This is a genomic window from Hymenobacter ginkgonis (genome assembly GCF_009755225.1).
Classification (GTDB): Bacteria; Bacteroidota; Bacteroidia; order Cytophagales; family Hymenobacteraceae; genus Hymenobacter; species Hymenobacter ginkgonis.
On the sequence record NZ_WQKZ01000002.1, the window covers coordinates 1,010,457 to 1,030,602 of the forward strand.

The following is a 20,146-nucleotide window of genomic DNA, read 5'->3' on the forward strand; positions in this document are numbered from 1 at the left end:
GCAACAAAGCTAATCAAAATTGAAATGAATCGCGCGCATCTTACAAAATCGAGCCGGCTGGCATAGCCCACTGCAGAAGGAGGGGGTAGGGGACAGCTACGGCGCCAGGCGTCAGGAGCTAGCTTTTTCGCATACCAAGACTACCAAACGGCCCCGTAGGTCAGTGGTTGCGAAAAGATAAATATCGCCGCCCTCCCGGATGCCCGTGCGCCGCCGAAAGTCAGCCACCGACTCGGGAAAGTTGCGAGTCGTGACGTGGGCTCGGCCCTCCGGCCCCAGGTGGTTTTTGAGGGTAGGGCCATCGGCTTTTTCCGTGGCCAAGATGCGAAAAATGCGGCCCGGAAAATCGGCTCGCAGTTCGGCACTAGTGTATAAATGGCTGTGTTGGTGCAGCTTAATTAGCTCAAAGGCCGAGCCAACGCTTTTGAAGGCACCCGCCTTGAGAATGGCCGCATTGGGCTCGTAGAGGTACTGCTGGGCCTCGGCGTAGCGGGGCACGGCGCGCGCCTCGCGGGCACGGTTGAGGCGAAACTCCTGCTGGCTACCGTCGCGACGCAGGTTTACAGCTAGGCGCTCGGGGTCAACGGCGGGTTCTTCGCCCAACTCATACAGTACTTCTTTTACTTCGTTATCGACGGCAATTACCCAGAGCCGCCGCACGTGCTTAAGCTCTTGAATGGCCAGCTCGATATCAAGCATCGGCGATGTTTTGAGCAAAATGCGAGGGGCATGCCGCAGCAGCAGGGGTAGGAGCCGCGGCACATCGGGCTCGCAGTCGGCTAGCCGAAATATTTTGCCGCCGCGCTGGTCGCGCCGCGCTGGGTCGAGGAAAAGCCAGTCAAACGTTTGGCCGCTGTTCTTCAGAAACGCGGCGGCATCTGCGGCATGCACAGTTACGTTTTCAATCTGAAGCTGAGCCAGATTATAGGCAACCACTTGGGCTAGGCGCGCATCGCGCTCTACGTAATCGACGTGCCCAACTACCGCCGCGAAGTGCGCTGCATCGGCCCCAAAGCCACCCGTGAGGTCGGCCAGCCGGTCGGCACCCGCCACAAGTGCTGCCTTGTAGGTGGCAGTGCGCTCAGACGAAGCCTGCTCGACCGATAGCGCGGGCGGAAAAATCAGGTCTTGGTTGTCGGCCCAAGTGGGCAGCTTCACGCGGGCTTTCTGGCGCGCCTGAATCTGGCGGACCAGCTCGGGCACTGGCAAATTGGGGTGGCGGCGGGCTTGCAAAGCCAAGTGCGCCGGGTCGTCGTGCAGGTGGGCAGCCACGTAGCGCCGGGCCGCCTCAGGTAAAGGAAACTCCATTGTGCCCTTACTAACGGAAAAAATAGCCTAGTAGTGCAAACCGCCGCCTAGAGCTGCCAGCGCAGGGCTAGCACTGGCTGCCCGTGGGGGGTAGGGGCTACGCCCAAGCCGGAGGGCCGCAGCTGGTGCCACAGCATACCGCGCCGTTGGCCTGGCAGGTCATTGTTGTAATTGTCAACGGCCTGCTTCAGGTACTCGTTGGTGTGGTGGTTGATAAAGAGCGTAGCCAGTAAGCTAACCACCGCTACCCCGGCTGCAACCTGCTGGGTACTATTGAAATAAACTGGGTCGCCGTGTGCAAAAACCTGCGAGCCATATAGCGCCACTGAGCCCACGAGTAAAGCTTTATCTACTAAAAACAGTGTTTTCTGGCGGCGGTAGTGGTCGAGTTCCTGCACCGCTTGGGAGCTGCTGCTCAAGTAGGGCCGCAGCTTTTGGCCAAAGAAACCGGCGCTCTGATAGTCCTCGCCCGTTTTGCCGGGGGGTAGGAAAAAGAAATTCTGTTGGTTGCCATATTGGCCGCGCTCTAGGTCGTCGGGCGAGAGGCGGATGGTGGCGGGGGTAGGCGCCTGCTGGGCACGCCCCGGCAATGTCGTAAGGTTAATGCCGGTAATTATCGCCAGTACAATTGTAAGCCAACGAGTTGTGCGTTTCCAGGAAAGGCTGCTTAGGTTCATAACGCGCAAAGATAGAACGCATACTCTGGCAACAAAACCCTATCTTTGTGGTTAGAAAGCCCTACCCCTAATTTACCCGTTATCATGGTGGAAACGAAGCCCACGACATACGCTCCCTACAAAGTAAAAGACATGAGCCTGGCCGAGTGGGGCCGCAAAGAAATTCGCCTGGCCGAAGCCGAAATGCCCGGCCTGATGTCGCTGCGTGCTGAGTTTGGCCCGAGCCAGCCCTTCAAAGGGGCCCGCATCGCCGGCTGCCTGCATATGACCATCCAAACTGCCGTTCTCATCGAAACCCTGCAGGCGCTGGGCGCCGAGGTAACGTGGTCGTCGTGCAATATCTTCTCGACTCAGGACCACGCTGCTGCGGCTATTGCCGCCGCTGGCACCGCCGTGTATGCTTGGAAAGGCATGACGGAGGAGGAGTTTAACTGGTGCATTGAGCAAACGCTGTTTTTTGGGGAAGAGCGCCAACCGTTGAACATGATTCTCGATGACGGTGGTGACCTTACCAATATGGTGCTCAACCAGTTTCCGGAATTGGCTACTGGTATCAAAGGTGTTTCGGAAGAAACCACGACGGGCGTGCTGCGCCTCATCGAGCGCGTAAAGAACGGTTCGCTGCCCTTCCCCGCGTTCAACGTGAACGACTCGGTAACGAAGTCGAAGTTTGACAACAAGTACGGCTGCAAAGAGTCGGCAGTAGACGCCATTCGCCGGGCTACCGACGTGATGATGGCTGGTAAAGTAGCGGTAGTAGCTGGCTACGGCGACGTAGGAAAAGGCACCGCAGCCTCGCTGCGCGGCGCCGGCGCCCGCGTTATCGTGACGGAAATCGACCCGATTTGCGCCCTGCAAGCGGCTATGGATAGCTACGAAGTGAAGAAGATGGAAAACGCCATTCCGCGCGCCGACATCGTTATCACGACTACTGGCAACTGCGATATCATCCGTGAGGAGCATTTCCGTGCCCTTAAAGACAAGGCAATTGTCTGCAACATCGGCCACTTCGACGATGAAATCGACATGGCTTGGCTGAACAAGAACTACGGCCACACCAAAGACACGGTGAAGCCCCAGGTAGACATCTACAACATTGATGGCAAAGAGGTTATCATCTTGGCCGAAGGCCGCTTGGTGAACCTGGGTTGCGCTACTGGCCACCCATCGTTTGTGATGTCGAACTCATTCACCAACCAAACTCTGGCTCAATTGGAGCTGTGGCAGTCGGCTGACAAGTACGAAAACCAAGTGTACACTTTGCCTAAGCACCTCGACGAGAAAGTAGCTCGCCTGCACCTCGCCAAAATTGGAGTAGAGTTAGACGAGCTGACGCCGAAGCAAGCCGACTACATCAAGGTGCCCGTTGAAGGCCCCTTCAAGTCGGACCTGTATCGCTACTAGATGACGGATTAGCGAAGGTTTTAGCGGATTCCACGGATTTTGTGGACGTTATCCTTCGGACGTAAAAAGGCCGCTCTTAGGAGCGGTCTTTTTTGTGCCGGCTAGCTAGCAATCGTTTGTAAATCCGGTTAACTAGACGAATTCGCTAAACCTGCGGTCTGGATAAGTGCCGTCCGTACGGCGGGCGCCACTTGGGTGCCAAACAGCTCGATAGAGCGCATCACCCGCTGGTGTGGAATGCCTTCCAGAATAAGCTGGGCCAGAAAGCGGGTGTTGCCAAACAGGCGGTCGAGGTACAGAAGCTTGTCCGTGACTTCCTGCACACTGCCAACAAACAATGGCCCTTCGGGCCCGCGTAGCAGTTCGAACTGTGCCCGCGACATGGGCGGCCAGCCCCGCTCGCGGCCAATGCGGTTCATCAAGGCCGAATAGGCTGGGAAATACTCGTCGGAAGCTTGCTGAGACGTTTCGGCTAGGTGAAAGTGGCAGTTAAGGGCCAGTGGCAGGCTGGCCGCATTGTGCCCCGCCTGTTGCGCCGACTCGCGGTATAGCTCGGCGAATGGCACGTAGCGAGCCGGCTCGCCCCCCAAAATGGCAATGGTGAGCGGCAGCCCGAGCTTTCCGGCACGCACCACCGACGCCGGTGTGCCGCCTACCCCTATCCAAATGGGCAAGCGCCCCTGCGCCGGCCGCGGATACACGCCCAGCTTTTGAATGGCCGCACGGTGCTTGCCTTGCCACGAAACAACTTCACTACCGTTGATTTTGAGCAGCAGCTCCAGCTTTTCTACGAAGAGCGTATCGTAGTCCTGCAAGTTGTAGCCGAAGAGCGGAAACGACTCAATGAAGGAGCCCCGGCCCGCTATAATCTCCGCCCTACCCCCCGAAATCAGGTCGACAGTTGCGAAATTCTGGAATGTGCGCACTGGGTCAGCCGAACTAAGAACCGTGACGGCACTTGACAGGCGAATACGCTTGGTGGTGGCCGCTACCGCCCCCAAAATCACTTCGGGCGCCGAGATGATGAAGTCGGGCCGGTGGTGTTCGCCCACGGCAAATACATCTAGACCCACGGTATCGGCTAGGTGGGCCTCGGCTAGCAGCTCCTGCATACGCTGGGCGGCTGCGTGGTCGCTGCCCGCTACGTGGGCAGGTGCTACTTCACCAAAAGTGCTGATTCCTAATTCCATAAGTCAAGCTAAGCTGAGAATAAACAACGAATAAAGCGTTAGCTAGGTCGAAAGTTTGCCCTAGCTCAGCGGCTTAGCTTAGAAACTTGGTGCCCGTTTGCTGCTCGCTCATTTCCCATAGTCTGCGGTTGTGCTCGGGCGTATTGAAGCGGCTATTCACTGGCTCAGGTTTCTTTTTACTGTAATAGCCGCCACTAATAGTGGCCACGCTGGGGTCGGAGGCCAGGAAAATACTTGTTTCGGCGCCCTTCTCGGGCGATAGCATGAAAGGCCGACCCAACGCCAGCACCGCCGATAGCCAGCCGCCCGATTGCTTGCCGTAGCCGGTAGCCACGGCCCCCGGATGCAGTGAATTGGTCGTGACGTTGGTAATGCCGTGTGCCCGCAGCCGCTGCGCCAACTCTTGTGTGAACATGATGTTGAACAGCTTTGTGTTGCCGTACTCCCACATCGGGTTGTAGTAGCGCTCCGACTGCCAATCGTCGAGCGTGGGTTTAGAGAAGCGGTAGGCCATCGACGCCACGTTGACGATGCGGGCCGCCGGACTTTTCTGTAGTAAATCGAGTAGCAGGCTGGTGAGCAAAAACGGCCCCAAGTGGTTGGTGGCCAATGTCATTTCGTTGCCGTCGGCCGAAACTTCGCGCTCGGCGCCAAACATCAAGCCTGCGTTGTTCACTAGTACATCAAGGCGCGGATATTTCGTGTGAATATCGGCTGCCACATCGCGCACCTGCTGAAGCACCGACAAGTCGGCCAGCACCACGTCTACCTGCTGGTTGCCAGTAGCCGCAATAATGTCTTGCTGGGTCTTAGCGGCTTTTTCGCGGCTGCGCGCTAGCAAAATAACGTGGGCACCCTGGCGGGCCAATTCGCGCGCAGTTACCTCCCCAATGCCGGAGGTAGCGCCCGTGACGAGAATTATTTTGTCTGATAAAGCTGGCATTTTTAACGAATTAAAGGAGAGTAAGAAGCTTTACTCCGCTCCACAGGACGGAGTTGCCCTGCGAATGTTTTGTGGGGGTAGGGGTGCCGGTTAATAGCCGCAGTACCCCAAAACCCTAGATATTTGCCCCAATGCCCACCGTGCCACTCTCCGTCGTCATCATCACCTTCAATGAAGAAGCCACTATTGCCCGTTGCTTGCAGGCGTTGGGGGGGGTAGGGGAGGAGGTGCTGGTAATCGATTCTTTTTCAACTGACCGTACGGTGGAAATCTGCCGGCAGCACGGTGCCCGCGTGGTGCAGCACGCGTTTGCTGGCTACGTCGAGCAAAAAAACGTGGCCACCGACCAAGCCAAGTTTGACCACGTATTGCAGCTCGATGCCGACGAAGTACTCACCGATGAGCTGCGCCAGAGCATCTGGGCAGTGAAAAGCAATTGGCAGCACGCCGCTTACTCGCTGGCGCGCCTCACCAACTACTGCGGTACCTGGGTGCGCCACGGCGGCTGGTACCCCGACCGTAAGCTGCGCCTCTACGACCGCCGTCTGGGGCGCTGGCAAGGCCTGCTGCTGCACGAGCACTACGAGGTGCACGCGGGCCATACCACGGGGCAACTCGCCGGCGATGCGCTGCACTACTCCTACACGTCTATTGCGCAGCATGTACGGCAGCTCAACAAATTCACCAGCATTACGGCGCAAGAGTTGGCGCTGAAGGGCAAAACGCGGGTAACGCTGTTTCATCTGCTGCTCAAGCCGCTCTGGAAGTTTGTGCACGGCTATGTATTTCGGCTCGGCTTTCTGGATGGCTTTGCGGGCCTGAGCATCGCCGCTATTTCGGCAGCGGGCGTTTTCCTGAAATTTGCTAAGCTGAAAACTGGCACCCAAAACGCCCCCGCATGAGCCCTGAAACGCCGCAAACATTCCTCGTTTCGCGCACCGATGCCATCGGCGATGTTGTGCTCACGCTCCCCGTGGGCGGGCAACTCAAGCAGTTGTTTCCAAGCTGCCGAGTTGTCTTCATCGGCCGCAGCTATACCGCCGCTGTGGCCGCTGCCTGTCCGTGGATAGATGATTTTTTGAGCCTCGACGACCTGCTGGCCCTACCCCCCGCTGCGCAGCTAAGCCAGCTGCGGAGCTATGCGGCCGCCGCCATCGTGCACGTTTTTCCTAATAAGGCGCTGGCTCGGCTGGCGCAGCAGGCCCAAATTCCGGTGCGCATTGGCACGCGCAATCGTCTTTTTCACTGGCTCACCTGCAACCGGCTGGTGGCCCTGAGCCGCCGCCATTCGCCTCTGCACGAGGCCCAACTAAACTTGCTGCTGTTGCGGCCGCTTGGCTATGCTGGCGCGCTTACCCTACCCGCCGTGGCCGAGCTAGTTCGCCTAGCGCCAGTAGCTTCCCTACCCCCTCGTTTTCAGCAGCTACTAGCGCAGCGGCAACCAGGCCAGCTCAACGTTATCCTGCACCCACGCAGCCGGGGTAGCGCCCGCGAGTGGGGTCTTCTTCACTTTGGCCAGTTGGCGCGCGTGCTTCATGCAGCGGGGCACCGTGTATTTATCAGCGGCACAGCTGCCGAAGGCGCCGAGCTAGCCGACTGGCTGCGCGAGCACGCCGCGTATCTCGCCGCCGACCTCACGGGCCAGCTGGCTTTGCCCGAGTTTATTGCCTTCATTGCTGCCGCTGATGGGCTAGTGGCGGGTAGCACTGGGCCGCTGCACCTGGCTGCTGCACTGGGCCGCCACGCGCTGGGGCTGTATCCGCCCATCCGGCCCATGCATCCGGGCCGCTGGGGGCCGCTGGGGCCGCACGCCGAATTCTTGGTTTTTGACCGCCCCGATTGCCAAGATTGCCGGGCGAATCCGGCAGCTTGCACGTGTATTAAAGCTATCGAAGTTGCCACCGTAGCGGCCCAAATTGAGCGGTGGCTTCCCTTAGAGGCAAACTAGCTTGTGCCAAATCCGTACCTACCGCGGCTCACTACTTTTTCGTGCCGCTGAGTAGGTGGCGTCCGCTCGCTCGCTGTATATTGAGGCGGCTAGCTAAACCCTTACTGTTCGGTCATACTTTTGTCCTGTTGCTTGCTCACTTTCTGCCGTGCATCAGCTCTATTACTTGCCTTAATTACCAACTATGAGTGACTCTCCCGAACGGGTGAAGCTGAGCAAAGAGGAAAAAGACCGGCGTTTTCAGGCCGAACTGATGCCGGTGCTCGACCCGCTCTACAACTTCGCCTACCGCCTCACGCTCGACGAAGACGACGCCAACGACCTGGTGCAGGAAACCTACCTCAAAGCTTACCGCTTTTTTGAGTATTTCGAGCCCGGTACCAACGCTAAAGCTTGGCTTTTCCGCATCCTGAAAAACTCGTTCATCAACGATTTTCGAAAGAAAAGCAAGCAGCCAGCTAAAGTTGATTACAGCGAAGTTGAAGGATATTATAATCCAGATGAAGTAGAAGGTGATGCCGATACTGGCGCCTCCTCTTCCGACCTGCGCCAACAGTCGACCCGCGACCTGATTGGGGACGAAGTAGCCAGTGCATTAAATTCGCTACCCGTTGATTTTCGGACAGTTATCATTTTGTGTGACCTCGAGGGTTTCACCTACGAGGAGATGGCCAAAGTGCTCGATATTCCTATCGGTACGGTGCGCTCGCGCCTGCACCGAGCCCGGAATTTCCTCAAGGATAAGCTAGAAAAGTATGCCTCTTCTATGGGCTACGGGAACGATGACCTAAATTCGGCCGTTGATGCCGCCGATAAGGACGAAGACGATGAGTAACGCTTCGCCCATTTTTTTCACCCCCCTAACCCCTTCCCAATCCATGGAAGCTACCGCTACTAAAACCAATCTGTTGGCTCCCCTTGCCGCTACTCCCGACAACGGCGCCGACTGCGACCGCGTGAACATTGTACTTGACCAACTTTTGGAGGGCCGGAGGCTCACAGAAGAAGAAGAAGATTACCTCATCGACCATGCTGATGATTGCTCGCCGTGCTTCGACGACATCAAGAAGCAGCAGGTTTTTGTAGGCTTTCTGAACCAGAAAGTAGGCCGCCGCCCGGCACCTTCCGCCTTGCCGCAGACCATTATGGCGCGCTTGCAAGCCGAAATGGCCTAGCTTTGTAGCCCTATGCAGGGCAAAATCATTGTGTTCTCCGCCCCTTCGGGGGCCGGCAAAACGACTATCGTCCACCGGCTCATGGGTTTACTCCCCGAGCTTAGTTTTTCCATCTCGGCTTGTACCCGCGACCGCCGCGGTCGCGCCGAGGTAAATGGCAAAGACTACCACTTCATGTCAGTAGACGAATTCCAGGAAAAAATTCGTCACGACGAGTTTGTGGAGTGGGAAGAAGTGTACGAAGGCGCGTTTTACGGCACGCTCAAATCGGAGATTGAGCGCATCTGGGCCAATGGCCAGCACGCTATCCTCGATGTGGATGTGAAAGGCGGGCTTAGCATCAAAGAGTTCTACAAGGACCGCGCTTTGGCCATCTTTGTGCGCCCGCCCTCCATCGAAGCGTTGGCCCAGCGCTTAGAAGCGCGGGCCACAGATTCAACCTCTAGTATTTCTTCACGGGTTTACAAAGCCACTTTTGAGTTGGCTTTTGAGGATAAGTTCGACGTAACTGTTGTCAACGATAACTTGGAAGAAGCGGTAGCCCACGCCGAGCAATTAGTGCGCGACTTTATCAGTGCTGAGTCCGAAGCGGTATGAGTGCTGACGTGACATCGGTTGCGGAGGAAGCTGATAGTTCCATCAAACCTGCCCAGCGCATCGGTTTGCTATTTGGTTCGTTCAACCCCGTGCACCATGGCCACCTCATTCTAGCCGAGTATTTTGCCACCCGCACCGATTTAGATGCTGTTTGGCTGGTGCTATCGCCTCAAAGCCCCTTCAAGGTTGATGACGACTTGTTGCCGGATACTGCGCGTTTAGCGCTGTTAAAGCTGGCAATTGCAGAAAACCCTTTGTTGCGAGCCGAGGATATTGAGTTGAGCCTAACCCGCCCTAGCTATACCATTGCCACCCTCGATGCGTTAGGTAAGCGCTACCCCCGTCATAGCTTCGTACTACTAATGGGAGCCGATAACTTGGCAGGAATACCTCGCTGGCGGGCCGCAGACCGCCTGATTCAGGAGTTTGACCTCTATGCCTACCCCCGCCCCGGTGCGTTTGTGCCTAAATTAACCGATTTTCCGCGGGCTCGTCTGGTTTCAGCCCCTATGCTTGACATATCCGGTACCTACATTCGCCAAAGTGTTCGGGATAGGAAAAGTATTCGCTACTTGGTGCCCAGTGCGGTAGAGGACGAGATAGCTGCGCAGGATTATTACCGCTAAGCGACGAAATATAAACACTTCTCACGCAAAAGGCCGGCTCTGCTTAGCAGAACCGGCCTTTTACGTGAGAAGGTGATTTCGCGACCTCAAATAGTCATTATCTCCGATTCCTTCTTGGTGAACAATTTATCTACCTCGTTGATATGCGCATCGGTGTATTTCTGTACTTTGGCCTCGGCATCTTTGATGGCATCTTCAGGCGCGCCATCTTTTTGCAATTTGCGCAGCGCCTCGTTTACATCCTTGCGAATGCCGCGTACCCGGACTTTCCCGGCTTCGGCCTCGTTTTTGGCTTGTTTCACTAGGTCGCGGCGGCGTTCCTCCGTCATGGGCGGAATATTAAGCCGCACGCCATCGGCATCAGCGATGGGGTTCAGGCCCAGGTCACTGTTTTTAATGGCCTTAGCTACCTCGCTCACCATATTTTTTTCCCAAGGCTTGATGAGCAGCGAGCGAGGGTCGGGTGCCGAGATATTGGCAATCTGCGACACGGGGGTAGGGTTACCGTAGTAATCCACGCGCAAGCCATCAAGCATCGCCGGTGATGCCTTGCCTGCTCGAATGCGGCCCATTTCTACGCCCACGTGGGCAATGGCCTTACTCATCGATTCCTCAGCGTCGCCGAGGTAAAATTGAATTTCTTCGTCCATTTTAAAAGAGTGTCAAGTAGTCGTTATCAGCAGTAGACTTTTCGCCAGCAAAGTTTAGCAAGAGAAAACAATAACTGCTAACGCGGCTATGCAATAAACAATACGTTAGGCTTGCTCAGGCTGATTGCCTACGAGTGGTTGCAGGCTACTGTGCTTGGGGTCGAGGAGGGTAGCGGCTTTAGCGGCGTCGCTCACTTCATTGCCACTCATTGTCACGAGCGTACCTAAGTTTTCGCCAGCAATTAGACGCTCTAGATTGCCAGGGGTATTCATGTCGAATACGATGATGGGCAGGTTGTTCTCCTTACACAGCGTAAAGGCCGTCATATCCATCACGTTCAGGTTTTTTTCCATCACCTCATCAAACGAGATGCGGGGGTAGCGCACCGCAGTGGGGTCTTTCTCGGGGTCGGCCGAATAAATACCGTCAACACGGGTGCCTTTCAGCACTACATCGGCTTCTATCTCGATGGCCCGCAGAGACGCGGCCGAATCGGTGGTGAAATAAGGCGACCCAATACCAGCGCCAAAAATTACTACCCTCCCTTTTTCGAGATGGCGCATAGCGCGCCGCCGGATGTAGGGCTCGCACACCCGCTGGATGGTAAGGCCCGAAAGCAAGCGCGTGGGCACATCCATCTTTTCGAGGGCGCTTTGCAGAGCCATCGAGTTAATGACCGTCGCCAGCATGCCCATATAATCGCCCTGCACGCGGTCAAGGCCAAAATGCTCGGCCTGCACCCCGCGGAAAATATTGCCGCCGCCAATTACCACAGCTACCTGAATGCCCTGCGTGGCGACTGCCTTAATTTCGCTGGCATACTGCATCAGCCGGTCGGCATCAATGCCGTATTGTTGCTGGCCCATCAGCGCCTCGCCGCTGAGCTTGAGAAGGATTCGGTGGTAAGTCAAAGTTGAAAAAGCTAAAATCCGGTAGGAGAGAATTATGTAAATTGAACCAGCACCTGCCCTTTGGTTACGTTAGCGCGCAGTACCACTTTAATGCTGTCAATGATGCCATCAGTGGGGGCTTTCAAGATATTTTCCATCTTCATAGCCTCCAACACTAACAGGGGGTCGCCTTTTTGCACGGTTTGGCCGGGCTGCACCCGAATATCTACGATAAGACCCGGCATGGGCGCTTTCAACTCGTTAATTTTAGTAGCCGTTGCGTTGCTTAGTCCCATGCGTTCAAGCAGTTGGTCGAACCGGTCTTTAGCCTGCAGCTCAATGCGTTGGCCATTGATTTTTAAGACGAAAACCTTCGTAGTATAGTCAGCATCCACCAGTTCGGCCGTGTACGACTGCTCGTTGTGCAGTACGTGGTAGCGGCCTTCCCCAATTTGCACGATATCCCATGCAAAGGGCTGATTATTAATACTGATAGTAGAAGTGTTTCTGAAATCCACCTCCCAGTTGTGAGCTGGGCCAGCGCTGATATTGAGCATAGAGAAGCCGGCGTTACCTGACCGAAATGGGGTTAAAGGTAAGATGAATCTTAATTTCGTTCGGAACTTGCTGACCTTTCCTTGGGTCTGCCTCTCGCATGAAATATTCGATTTCCGGTAGTTTTATTTTAGTTTTCCTCGCTGGCATCACGGCATTCGGTCAGTCTACTGGTGGCCGCGAGAAAACTGCGCACAAAAAGCCGGTTGACGAACCGGCAGCCGCGCCGGCCGGTATTGTGGTGCCTTCGTGGCTGCCTCCGGCGGCTCCCTACCAGCCCAGCGTCACCCAACTAACTGATGTAACGGATACTAAGCTCGATGTACGCTTCGACTACCAGCATCAATATTTGCTGGGTACGGCGGTACTTACGCTCCACGCGCATTTCTATCCGCAAGCTACAGCGGTGCTCGATGCCAAAGGCTTCACCGTTAAATCGGTGCAGCTGGTAGGGGGGGGTAAGGCCGACAAAACGCTTACATACAAATACGATGGGCGCCAACTGGCCATTAACCTCGACCGGCCCTACCCCCGCGAGCAATCCTACCAAGTGCGTATCACTTATGTGGCCAAGCCTAATGAGTTGCCTGCTGGGGGCAGCGAGGCCATTACGGCGGCCAAAGGCTTGTACTTTATTAATCCCCTTGGGAAGGAGCCGAATAAACCTCGCCAAATTTGGACGCAGGGCGAGACGGAAAGTAGCTCATGCTGGTTTCCAACAATCGACCATCCCAACCAGCGGATGACCCAGGAGATTACCATGACGGTGGAGGACCAGTTCAAGACGCTTTCCAACGGCCTGCTGGTAGCTTCCCGGAAGAACACCGATGGCAGCCGCACCGATACGTGGCGCCAAAGTCTGCCCGCCGCACCATATCTAACCATGATGGCCGTCGGCGACTTTGCCGTCGTATCTGATACTTGGCATGGTAAAGCGGTAGATTATTACGTGGAGCCGAAGTATAAGAGCACCGCTAAGGCTGTGTTTGGCCGCACCCCCGAGATGCTAGACTTCTACTCCAAAAAATTAGGGGTAGAATTTCCCTGGGAAAAGTATTCCCAGATTGCGGTGCGCGATTACGTGAGCGGCGCTATGGAAAATACTACGGCAACTGTGCACGGGGCAAGCATCCAAGCTACCCGCCGCGAGCTGCTGGATAACAATTACGAGACATCCGAGTCGGTTATCGCCCACGAGCTTTTTCACCATTGGTTCGGCGATTATGTCACTTGCGAGTCGTGGAGCAACTTGCCACTCAACGAGAGTTTTGCCGATTATTCACAGTTCTTATGGGCTGAGTATAAGTATGGCGCCGATGCAGCCGCGCTAGTGCAGCAGCAAGAGTTGGGCTATTACCTCGAGGAAGCCGAGTCGAAGCGCGAACCTCTTATCCGCTACCATTATCAAAACCGGGAGGATATGTTCGACCGCCATTCGTATCAGAAGGGGGGTAGGGTTTTGCACATGTTGCGCAAATATGTGGGCGACGACGCGTTTTTTACCGCGCTTAATTATTACCTGACCAAAAACAAGTATTCAGCAGTTGAAATCAGTAAGTTGCGCACCGCTTTCGAGCAAACAACGGGTGAAGACCTCATGTGGTTTTTTGACCAATGGTTCCTCCAGCGCGGCCACCCCGAATTAAAAATATCGCACTCTTATGTTAATGGGCAAGTATTGCTGCATGTACAGCAAGTGCAGGATACGTTGTTTCAGCCAGTGTTTCGCCTACCTGTTACTGTCACGGTTTGGCAAAAGGAAAAATCAACCGACCACCGCATTACCATTACCAAGGCTGACCAAACTTTTTCCTTTCTGGCTGCCGATAAGCCAACGATGGTAAAATTCGACAGCGAGGGACAACTCCTAGCTCAACTTGAGGAAGAGCGTACGCAGGACGAGTTAATCTTTCAGTTCTACCATGCCCGTAATTATCTCCAGAAATACGAGGTATTAGACTTGCTGCAGAACAAAACGGCTGATTTTGCGGTGAGTAGTTTACTCCGCAATGCCTTAACAGATAATTTTTACGCTATTCGGCGCACTGCCCTTGACCACTTGCGAGGCTATCGTGGTCCCAATGCCAATGCTGTGCACGCCGAGGTTCAGCGCTTAGCGAGCAGCGACCCTAGCAGCGCTGTACGAGCCCAAGCGCTAATTACGCTGGCAGCATTTCCCAATGAGAGCTACATAACGACTTACCAATCTGCCTTGCGCGACAGTTCTTACCTAGTCGAAGCAGCAGCCATCGATGCCTTAGCTAAGGCGCCCAGCACCAGTGCCCGAACTCAAATAGCTCAGTTAGAAAACACGCCTAATTCGACCTTGCTCGTAGCTATTGCAAACTATTATTCGCAACGGGGTAGTATGGAGCAGTATGCGTGGTTCTTGCGCCGCCTACCCGACCTTACTGAGGCTGACTTATATACTTATCTGCAAGCATTTGGGACTTTTATGGTGCAAATGCCAGTCATTGAGCGCGACAAAGGTGTGAAAGCACTTGAAACAATAGCGCGCACCCACACGCAGTACGTGGTGCGCTTAGGTGCTTATCGTGGACTATTAGCCTTAGTACCTAGCCAGCCGGAATTGAAAACCATGCTGCTTGATATAAAAAGTAAGGAAACGGATGAGCGCTTAAAAGCCTTTTATAACTTGATGTAAATCAATTGCAAATAGGCATAATAGGATTCTTTAGCACACATCTCCTGCATAGCAAGAAATTCGACGAAAAGAATTTTAATTAAGTTTTTCTGCTTTAACCCTTGCATTCCTCTAAAAAACCTGTACTTTTGCGTCTCAATTCCGGTAAACGACCAGAATTAAAACAAATGGGGGTATCGCATAGCGGCAATTGCGGGTGACTGTAACTCACCTCCTTCGGGTTCATAGGTTCGAGTCCTGTTACCCCCACATTTGATAAAGTTTTAGACTAACTGCGGGAGTAGCTCAGCTGGTAGAGCGGCAGCCTTCCAAGCTGCAGGTCGCGGGTTCGAACCTCGTCTCCCGCTCTCGGTCAATACTTTAACAATACTTTTTAAGCCGTTTTAGCTCAGTGGTAGAGCACTTCCTTGGTAAGGAAGAGGTCATGGGTTCAAATCCCATAAATGGCTCAGCAGTTACGGAACTACCTATCTTTACATTAGGTTAGGGCCGGGTCAGCAAATCAAAAGCGATACGCAGCACTCAAGCCTGAATTGGCCCAAGCTGGGTTTCGCTTTTCTTGCGATAAGGCCATCCTAGTTGCTTTTTTAGTTTTTAATTCCCTCTTTTTTCTCAACTCTTTACAATGGCTAAAGAAAATTTCGACCGGTCGAAGCCGCACGTAAACATCGGCACCATCGGTCACGTTGACCACGGCAAGACGACCCTGACCGCTGCCATCACGATGGTATTGGCAAACCAGGGTCTGGCTGAAAAGCGCGACTTCTCCTCGATTGACAACGCCCCCGAGGAAAAAGAGCGTGGTATCACCATCAACACCGCCCACGTAGAGTACTCGACGGTTAACCGTCACTACGCACACGTTGACTGCCCCGGCCACGCCGACTATGTGAAGAACATGGTAACGGGTGCCGCCCAAATGGACGGTGCTATCCTAGTGGTAGCTGCTACCGACGGCCCAATGCCCCAGACCCGTGAGCACATCCTGCTTGCCCGTCAGGTAGGTGTTCCTCAGCTGGTAGTGTTCATGAACAAAGTGGATATGGTGGATGACCCCGAGCTGCTTGAGCTTGTGGAAATGGAAATCCGCGAACTCCTCTCGTTCTACAACTTTGACGGCGACAACATTCCGGTTATCCAGGGTTCGGCTCTGGGCGGCCTGAATGGCGATGCCAACTGGGTTCCTAAAATTAATGAGTTGATGGACGCGGTTGACTCGTTCATTCCGATTCCTGCTCGTCTAACCGACCTGCCCTTCCTAATGCCTGTTGAGGATGTGTTCTCGATTACGGGTCGTGGTACTGTTGCCACCGGTCGTATCGAGCGCGGTATCATCAACTCGGGTGAGCAAGTTGACATCCTCGGTATGGGTGCCGAAGGCCTGAAGTCAACGGTAACGGGTGTGGAAATGTTCCGCAAAATTCTGGACCGTGGCGAGGCTGGTGACAACGTAGGTCTGCTGCTCCGTGGTATTGAAAAAGAAGCCATCCGTCGCGGCATGGTTATCTGCAAGCCCGGCTCGGTAAAGCCCCACCAGAAGTTTAAGGCTGAGGTGTACGTACTCTCGAAAGAAGAAGGCGGCCGCCACACCCCATTCTTCAACAACTATCGTCCGCAGTTCTACCTGCGTACCACCGACGTTACCGGCATCATTACCCTCCCTGAGGGTGTTGAAATGGTAATGCCCGGCGACAACATCACCATCACAGTTGAGCTCATCAACAAGGTGGCAATGGAGAAAGGCCTCCGCTTTGCTATCCGTGAAGGTGGCCGTACGGTAGGTGCCGGTCAGGTAACTGAAATTCTCGACTAATTTTAGCCTAACGGCTTAAAATTGAAACAATCCGTCCTCGATTTTTCGGGGGCGGATTTGTTTTGTATAGAATCTTTCGTACCTTTGCACTCCCGTAAACAAATAGTGCTGACGGGTTTGTTACACACGAGTGTAGTTCAAGGGTAGAATAGAGGTCTCCAAAACCTTTGATGGGAGTTCGAATCTCTCCACTCGTGCCACTTTTAGCCGCTAAGGCGGCTGTATTTTACGTCCTCACTGGCTTTTTGCAACCATGGCTAAGCTGAACAACTATTTCCGCGATACCATCGAGGAAATGCGTTACAACGTAACGTGGCCCTCGACCACCGAGCTGCAAAAGAGCGCCGGTCTGGTATTGCTAGGTTCCCTAGTTTTTGCCGCTGTAGTAGGTTTGATGGATGTGAGCTTTAATACTGCTCTCCAAGCTTTTTATCAATCTTTCGCCCGCTAGGTTTTAGAAAATGGGTGAGTTGAAATGGTATGTGGTACGCTCGGTAAGCGGCCAAGAAAAGAAAGCCAAAACATATATGGAGACCGAAATCGGTCGGCACAACTTGCAGGAACTTCTTCCGCAAGTTTTGATTCCGATTGAGAAGGTCTTCGAAATGCGTAATGGTAAGAAGCGTGTTCGGGAGCGCAATCTGTATCCGGGCTACATCATTATCCATTCAGATTTGACGCACGGTGAGGTACAGAATATCATTACTTCCACACCAGGCGTAATTGGTTTCTTGGGTGACAAGGAAACTAAAACAACTAACGCTAAGCCAGTTCCGCTTTCACTTAATGAAGTGAATCGCTTGCTTGGGGTAGTAGATGAAGCTGAGGAAAAATCGGCCGAAATCGAGACTCCTTTCACAGTGGGCGAGTTGGTAAAGGTTATCGATGGTCCGTTCAACGGTTTCAGCGGTAATGTCAACGAAGTATTTGAAGAGCGCAAGAAGCTCAACGTTATCGTGAAGATTTTCGGCCGTGCTCAGCCAGTTGAACTGAGCTACACGCAGGTAGAAAAAGAATAGCTAATAATATACGTCGTCTGATATCCACTCCGATCAGGCGGGGCTTCCACTTTAGGAGTATTACTTGAACTGAGGTTTGCGCGAGTTACGTCACGCCAACCGCAGCTTTATCAACCAAATGGCCAAAGAAATTAGAGGTTACCTGAAACTTCAGGTAAAGGGAGGCTCCGCAAACCCTGCGCCGCCGATTGGACCTGCGCTTGGTAGTAAAGGTTTGAATATCATGGAATTCTGCAAGCAGTTTAATGCGCGCACCCAAGATAAAGCTGGCCAAATCTGCCCCGTCCTGATTACGATGTACACCGATAAGTCTTTTGACTTTGTCATTAAGACTCCTCCGGTACCAGTTCTCCTTATGGATGCCGCCAAGTTGCAGAACGGTTCGAAAGAGCCTAACCGTAATAAAGTAGGTTCGGTAACGTGGGACCAGGTTCGTACCATCGCCGAAACCAAAATGCCCGACTTGAATGCTTTCAAAGTGGAGTCGGCCATGAAGCAAGTAGCCGGCACGGCTCGCAGCATGGGTATCACCGTGAAAGGCGATTCGCCTTTTGCTGAATAACTAACCGGAGGATATACACAATGGCAGCAATCAGCAAAAAGCGCAAGGAAGCCCTTGCCAAACACGACCTGACGCAGGTACGCAGCCTGCTCGAAGCCGCGCAAGTGGTGAAAGATATCACTTACACCAAGTTCGACGCCTCGGTTGATATCGACGTCCGCCTCGGTGTAGACCCCCGCAAAGCCGACCAAATGGTACGCGGTGTAGCCACCTTGCCTCATGGCACTGGCAAAACCGTTCGCGTGCTGGCTCTGGTTACTCCTGATAAGGAAGCTGAAGCTTTGGCAGCCGGTGCTGACTTCGTTGGTCTAGACGACTATATCTCGAAAATCGAGAAAGGTTGGACTGACATCGACGTTATCATCACTATGCCTTCGGTAATGGCCAAAGTTGGTCGTCTGGGTCGTGTACTCGGCCCGCGTGGTCTGATGCCTAACCCGAAATCGGGTACGGTAACGACCGACGTTGCGAAGGCAGTGCAGGAAGTGAAAGCTGGTAAAATCGACTTCAAAGTTGACAAAACCGGTATCATTCACTGTTCGGTAGGTAAAGTGTCGTTCGACCCCAACAAGTTGGCTGAGAACGCACTGGAAGTAATTCAGACGCTTGGTCGTTTGAAGCCTTCTTCGTCGAAAGGCACCTACATCCGTAGCATTACGCTCAGCAGCACCATGTCGCCGGCAGTGCCGGTTGACAGCACGGTTTCTTCCGCTAACTAATAATATCAACCAACCATGAATCGGGAAGAAAAACAAGCCCTCGTGGATGAGTTGAGCGAGAAGTTCCAGTCGCACAACGCATTCTATATTGCCGATGCCTCGGGCATGTCGGTAGCGAAAATTAATGACTTCCGTCGCCTCTGCTTCAACCGCGGCATGGAATTCAAGGTGTATAAAAACTCGTTCATCCGCAAAGCCCTCGATACCCTCGGCGGTGACACCACGGAAATGGACGCAGCGCTGAAAGGTCAGTCGGGTGTACTATTCTCGAAAGAGAGTGGCAACGCTCCCGCTAAGTTGCTCAAGGACTTCTACAAAGCGCAGGCCTACGGCCGTGGCGTGACGCCGAAGCCCGCGCTGAAAGGTGCCTTCATTGACTCCAGCATCTACATCGGTGCTGACCAGCTAGAAGGTCTCACCACCATCAAAGGCAAGCAGGAACTGCTCGGTGAACTCATCGGCCTGCTGCAATCGCCCGCCAAAAACGTTATCTCTGCTCTGTCGAGCGGCGGCAGCAAACTGGCTGGCATCCTCAAAACGCTTTCCGAAAAAGAAGAAGCTGCTGGCTAACCGCTGCTCGTCCTTTTCAACTTTCAATTTTCAACACAACCTTTTTTTAATAATCTACAGAAATGGCAGATTTGAAAGCCTTCGCTGAGCAGCTTGTTAGCCTCACCGTTAAAGAAGTAAATGAACTCGCAGGCATCCTGAAGGATGAGTACGGCATCGAGCCCGCTGCTGCTGCTGTTGTAGCTGGTCCCGCTGCTGGTGGTGGTGCTGCTGCTGAAGCTCCCGAAGAGAAGACTTCGTTCGACGTAATCCTCAAAGCTGCTGGTGGCCAGAAGCTGGCAGTAGTTAAACTGGTAAAAGACCTGACCGGTCTGGGCCTGAAAGAGGCTAAAGAACTGGTTGACGGTGCTCCCAAGCCCCTGAAAGAAGGCGTTACCAAAGATGAGGCCGAAGGCCTGAAGAAGCAGCTCGAAGAAGCTGGTGCTGAAGTAGAAGTTAAGTAGGTTCGCCTACGGGCTTGTTCCCGCATCGGATTAGGCCTGGCACTTAGCCAGGTCTTTTCCTGTTTGTAGATAATAAGTTGAGTTTTGCAACTGAAAGCCGTTGCTTTTGGTTGTCTTGCGCTAGAAGTTTTCTTCTTCTGTCACCCCTGAATGGAGCGAAGTAAAATGAAGGACCTTATCACGTTAGAAGTCGCCAGAGTTTCGGACTCATTTGACAAGCAACGTGGTAAGGTCCTTTCCTGCGCTCATGATGTTGCGTTTGTCTGAAGGCTTTTACCGTAGGTGCAGGTGTGAAAGCAAATTTCCAGACTCGACCAGATAGCAAGGAGTTAACTCGCGTAACTAGAGTAGCTTACGTGTACATTTTTAAAAATCTTTTCAATTGGCTACA

General features: G+C 53.8%; 22 protein-coding genes and 4 tRNA genes. 19 read left to right on the forward strand and 7 right to left on the reverse strand.

Going from position 1 to position 20,146, the window contains the following annotated elements; translation table 11 throughout:
* Positions 1–111: 111 nt before the first annotated feature.
* A complete protein-coding gene (locus GO988_RS09980) occupies positions 112–1,308 on the reverse strand; it encodes a class I SAM-dependent methyltransferase (protein ID WP_157564776.1) in 1,197 nt (398 codons plus the stop codon).
* Between the two features lie 47 nt (positions 1,309–1,355).
* Positions 1,356–1,985, reverse strand: coding sequence for a hypothetical protein (locus GO988_RS09985; protein WP_157564778.1), 630 nt, complete (start codon positions 1,983–1,985; stop codon positions 1,356–1,358).
* An 84-nt stretch (positions 1,986–2,069) separates the two neighbouring features.
* Between GO988_RS09985 and ahcY the strand changes: the two genes are divergently transcribed.
* Complete coding sequence (ahcY, locus tag GO988_RS09990; RefSeq protein WP_157564780.1) at positions 2,070–3,389, forward strand: adenosylhomocysteinase; 1,320 nt, start codon at positions 2,070–2,072, stop codon at positions 3,387–3,389.
* Between the two features lie 128 nt (positions 3,390–3,517).
* Here the strand turns inward: ahcY and GO988_RS09995 are convergent, their stop codons facing one another.
* Both GO988_RS09995 and GO988_RS10000 read right to left on the reverse strand, forming a co-directional pair.
* The gene (locus GO988_RS09995; protein ID WP_157564782.1) at positions 3,518–4,579 is read right to left on the reverse strand and encodes an LLM class flavin-dependent oxidoreductase; all 1,062 of its coding nucleotides are present in this window, start codon (positions 4,577–4,579) and stop codon (positions 3,518–3,520) included.
* Between the two features lie 73 nt (positions 4,580–4,652).
* The gene (locus GO988_RS10000) at positions 4,653–5,522 is read right to left on the reverse strand and encodes an SDR family oxidoreductase (RefSeq protein WP_157564785.1); all 870 of its coding nucleotides are present in this window, start codon (positions 5,520–5,522) and stop codon (positions 4,653–4,655) included.
* Positions 5,523–5,653: 131 nt separating this feature from the next.
* Here GO988_RS10000 and GO988_RS10005 point away from each other — a divergent pair, with 131 nt between their 5' ends.
* From GO988_RS10005 to nadD, 6 genes are all read left to right on the forward strand, one after another.
* Positions 5,654–6,424, forward strand: coding sequence for a glycosyltransferase family 2 protein (locus GO988_RS10005; protein WP_157564788.1), 771 nt, complete (start codon positions 5,654–5,656; stop codon positions 6,422–6,424).
* Complete coding sequence (locus tag GO988_RS10010) at positions 6,421–7,470, forward strand: glycosyltransferase family 9 protein (protein WP_157564791.1); 1,050 nt, start codon at positions 6,421–6,423, stop codon at positions 7,468–7,470. Before GO988_RS10005 ends, GO988_RS10010 begins: the two co-directional genes overlap by 4 nt.
* A gap of 184 nt (positions 7,471–7,654) precedes the next feature.
* Entirely contained in the window at positions 7,655–8,305 is a 651-nt protein-coding gene (locus tag GO988_RS10015; protein ID WP_157564794.1) for a sigma-70 family RNA polymerase sigma factor, read from the forward strand.
* Between the two features lie 43 nt (positions 8,306–8,348).
* The gene (locus tag GO988_RS10020; protein ID WP_157564796.1) at positions 8,349–8,645 is read left to right on the forward strand and encodes a hypothetical protein; all 297 of its coding nucleotides are present in this window, start codon (positions 8,349–8,351) and stop codon (positions 8,643–8,645) included.
* Between the two features lie 12 nt (positions 8,646–8,657).
* Entirely contained in the window at positions 8,658–9,242 is a 585-nt protein-coding gene (gene gmk / locus GO988_RS10025; protein WP_157564798.1) for a guanylate kinase, read from the forward strand.
* Positions 9,239–9,868, forward strand: a complete 630-nt coding sequence (gene nadD, locus GO988_RS10030) for a nicotinate (nicotinamide) nucleotide adenylyltransferase (RefSeq protein ID WP_157564800.1) — start codon at positions 9,239–9,241, stop codon at positions 9,866–9,868. The genes gmk and nadD overlap by 4 nt, the downstream gene beginning before the upstream one ends.
* 86 nt (positions 9,869–9,954) lie before the next feature.
* Here nadD and frr read toward each other — a convergent pair whose 3' ends face one another.
* The 3 genes from frr to GO988_RS10045 form a co-directional block, all read right to left on the reverse strand.
* Positions 9,955–10,518, reverse strand: coding sequence for a ribosome recycling factor (frr, locus tag GO988_RS10035; RefSeq protein ID WP_157564802.1), 564 nt, complete (start codon positions 10,516–10,518; stop codon positions 9,955–9,957).
* A 105-nt stretch (positions 10,519–10,623) separates the two neighbouring features.
* Positions 10,624–11,430 carry a UMP kinase gene (pyrH, locus tag GO988_RS10040; protein WP_157564805.1) on the reverse strand — a complete coding sequence of 269 codons (807 nt, stop codon included), beginning with the start codon at positions 11,428–11,430 and terminating at the stop codon, positions 10,624–10,626.
* A gap of 32 nt (positions 11,431–11,462) precedes the next feature.
* Positions 11,463–11,966 carry an acetyl-CoA carboxylase biotin carboxyl carrier protein subunit gene (locus GO988_RS10045; RefSeq protein WP_157564807.1) on the reverse strand — a complete coding sequence of 168 codons (504 nt, stop codon included), beginning with the start codon at positions 11,964–11,966 and terminating at the stop codon, positions 11,463–11,465.
* 98 nt (positions 11,967–12,064) lie between these two features.
* On the opposite strand from GO988_RS10045, the gene GO988_RS10050 reads away from it, so the two are divergent.
* The 12 genes from GO988_RS10050 (at position 12,065) to rplL (ending at position 19,755) form a co-directional block, all read left to right on the forward strand.
* Entirely contained in the window at positions 12,065–14,629 is a 2,565-nt protein-coding gene (locus GO988_RS10050) for a M1 family metallopeptidase (RefSeq protein WP_157564809.1), read from the forward strand.
* A 169-nt stretch (positions 14,630–14,798) separates the two neighbouring features.
* Positions 14,799–14,878: transfer RNA gene (locus tag GO988_RS10055), tRNA-Tyr, on the forward strand.
* A gap of 25 nt (positions 14,879–14,903) precedes the next feature.
* Positions 14,904–14,976: transfer RNA gene (locus tag GO988_RS10060), tRNA-Gly, on the forward strand.
* 30 nt (positions 14,977–15,006) lie between these two features.
* Positions 15,007–15,078 (forward strand) — tRNA-Thr (locus GO988_RS10065).
* Positions 15,079–15,254: 176 nt separating this feature from the next.
* Positions 15,255–16,442: an elongation factor Tu gene (gene tuf / locus GO988_RS10070; protein ID WP_157564811.1), complete on the forward strand. Its 1,188-nt coding sequence runs from the start codon at positions 15,255–15,257 to the stop codon at positions 16,440–16,442.
* A 126-nt stretch (positions 16,443–16,568) separates the two neighbouring features.
* Positions 16,569–16,642 (forward strand) — tRNA-Trp (locus GO988_RS10075).
* Between the two features lie 53 nt (positions 16,643–16,695).
* A complete protein-coding gene (gene secE / locus GO988_RS10080; RefSeq protein WP_157564814.1) occupies positions 16,696–16,893 on the forward strand; it encodes a preprotein translocase subunit SecE in 198 nt (65 codons plus the stop codon).
* Positions 16,894–16,903: 10 nt separating this feature from the next.
* Positions 16,904–17,461, forward strand: a complete 558-nt coding sequence (nusG, locus tag GO988_RS10085) for a transcription termination/antitermination protein NusG (protein ID WP_157564816.1) — start codon at positions 16,904–16,906, stop codon at positions 17,459–17,461.
* A gap of 118 nt (positions 17,462–17,579) precedes the next feature.
* Positions 17,580–18,023, forward strand: a complete 444-nt coding sequence (gene rplK, locus GO988_RS10090; protein WP_068340394.1) for a 50S ribosomal protein L11 — start codon at positions 17,580–17,582, stop codon at positions 18,021–18,023.
* Between the two features lie 20 nt (positions 18,024–18,043).
* A complete protein-coding gene (gene rplA / locus GO988_RS10095; protein ID WP_157564818.1) occupies positions 18,044–18,742 on the forward strand; it encodes a 50S ribosomal protein L1 in 699 nt (232 codons plus the stop codon).
* Positions 18,743–18,757: 15 nt separating this feature from the next.
* The gene (gene rplJ, locus GO988_RS10100) at positions 18,758–19,312 is read left to right on the forward strand and encodes a 50S ribosomal protein L10 (protein WP_157564820.1); all 555 of its coding nucleotides are present in this window, start codon (positions 18,758–18,760) and stop codon (positions 19,310–19,312) included.
* Between the two features lie 62 nt (positions 19,313–19,374).
* The gene (gene rplL / locus GO988_RS10105) at positions 19,375–19,755 is read left to right on the forward strand and encodes a 50S ribosomal protein L7/L12 (protein ID WP_157564822.1); all 381 of its coding nucleotides are present in this window, start codon (positions 19,375–19,377) and stop codon (positions 19,753–19,755) included.
* The last annotated feature ends 391 nt before the right edge of the window (positions 19,756–20,146 follow it).

Coding starts and splice junctions, on each gene's coding strand:
- GO988_RS09980 (WP_157564776.1), bottom strand. CDS start 1,308: ATGGAGTTTCCTTTACCTGAGGCGGCCCGGCGCTACGTGGCTGCCCAC.
- GO988_RS09985 (WP_157564778.1), bottom strand. CDS start 1,985: ATGAACCTAAGCAGCCTTTCCTGGAAACGCACAACTCGTTGGCTTACA.
- ahcY (WP_157564780.1), top strand. CDS start 2,070: ATGGTGGAAACGAAGCCCACGACATACGCTCCCTACAAAGTAAAAGAC.
- GO988_RS09995 (WP_157564782.1), bottom strand. CDS start 4,579: ATGGAATTAGGAATCAGCACTTTTGGTGAAGTAGCACCTGCCCACGTA.
- GO988_RS10000 (WP_157564785.1), bottom strand. CDS start 5,522: ATGCCAGCTTTATCAGACAAAATAATTCTCGTCACGGGCGCTACCTCC.
- GO988_RS10005 (WP_157564788.1), top strand. CDS start 5,654: ATGCCCACCGTGCCACTCTCCGTCGTCATCATCACCTTCAATGAAGAA.
- GO988_RS10010 (WP_157564791.1), top strand. CDS start 6,421: ATGAGCCCTGAAACGCCGCAAACATTCCTCGTTTCGCGCACCGATGCC.
- GO988_RS10015 (WP_157564794.1), top strand. CDS start 7,655: ATGAGTGACTCTCCCGAACGGGTGAAGCTGAGCAAAGAGGAAAAAGAC.
- GO988_RS10020 (WP_157564796.1), top strand. CDS start 8,349: ATGGAAGCTACCGCTACTAAAACCAATCTGTTGGCTCCCCTTGCCGCT.
- gmk (WP_157564798.1), top strand. CDS start 8,658: ATGCAGGGCAAAATCATTGTGTTCTCCGCCCCTTCGGGGGCCGGCAAA.
- nadD (WP_157564800.1), top strand. CDS start 9,239: ATGAGTGCTGACGTGACATCGGTTGCGGAGGAAGCTGATAGTTCCATC.
- frr (WP_157564802.1), bottom strand. CDS start 10,518: ATGGACGAAGAAATTCAATTTTACCTCGGCGACGCTGAGGAATCGATG.
- GO988_RS10045 (WP_157564807.1), bottom strand. CDS start 11,966: ATGCTCAATATCAGCGCTGGCCCAGCTCACAACTGGGAGGTGGATTTC.
- GO988_RS10050 (WP_157564809.1), top strand. CDS start 12,065: ATGAAATATTCGATTTCCGGTAGTTTTATTTTAGTTTTCCTCGCTGGC.
- tuf (WP_157564811.1), top strand. CDS start 15,255: ATGGCTAAAGAAAATTTCGACCGGTCGAAGCCGCACGTAAACATCGGC.
- secE (WP_157564814.1), top strand. CDS start 16,696: ATGGCTAAGCTGAACAACTATTTCCGCGATACCATCGAGGAAATGCGT.
- nusG (WP_157564816.1), top strand. CDS start 16,904: ATGGGTGAGTTGAAATGGTATGTGGTACGCTCGGTAAGCGGCCAAGAA.
- rplK (WP_068340394.1), top strand. CDS start 17,580: ATGGCCAAAGAAATTAGAGGTTACCTGAAACTTCAGGTAAAGGGAGGC.
- rplA (WP_157564818.1), top strand. CDS start 18,044: ATGGCAGCAATCAGCAAAAAGCGCAAGGAAGCCCTTGCCAAACACGAC.
- rplJ (WP_157564820.1), top strand. CDS start 18,758: ATGAATCGGGAAGAAAAACAAGCCCTCGTGGATGAGTTGAGCGAGAAG.
- rplL (WP_157564822.1), top strand. CDS start 19,375: ATGGCAGATTTGAAAGCCTTCGCTGAGCAGCTTGTTAGCCTCACCGTT.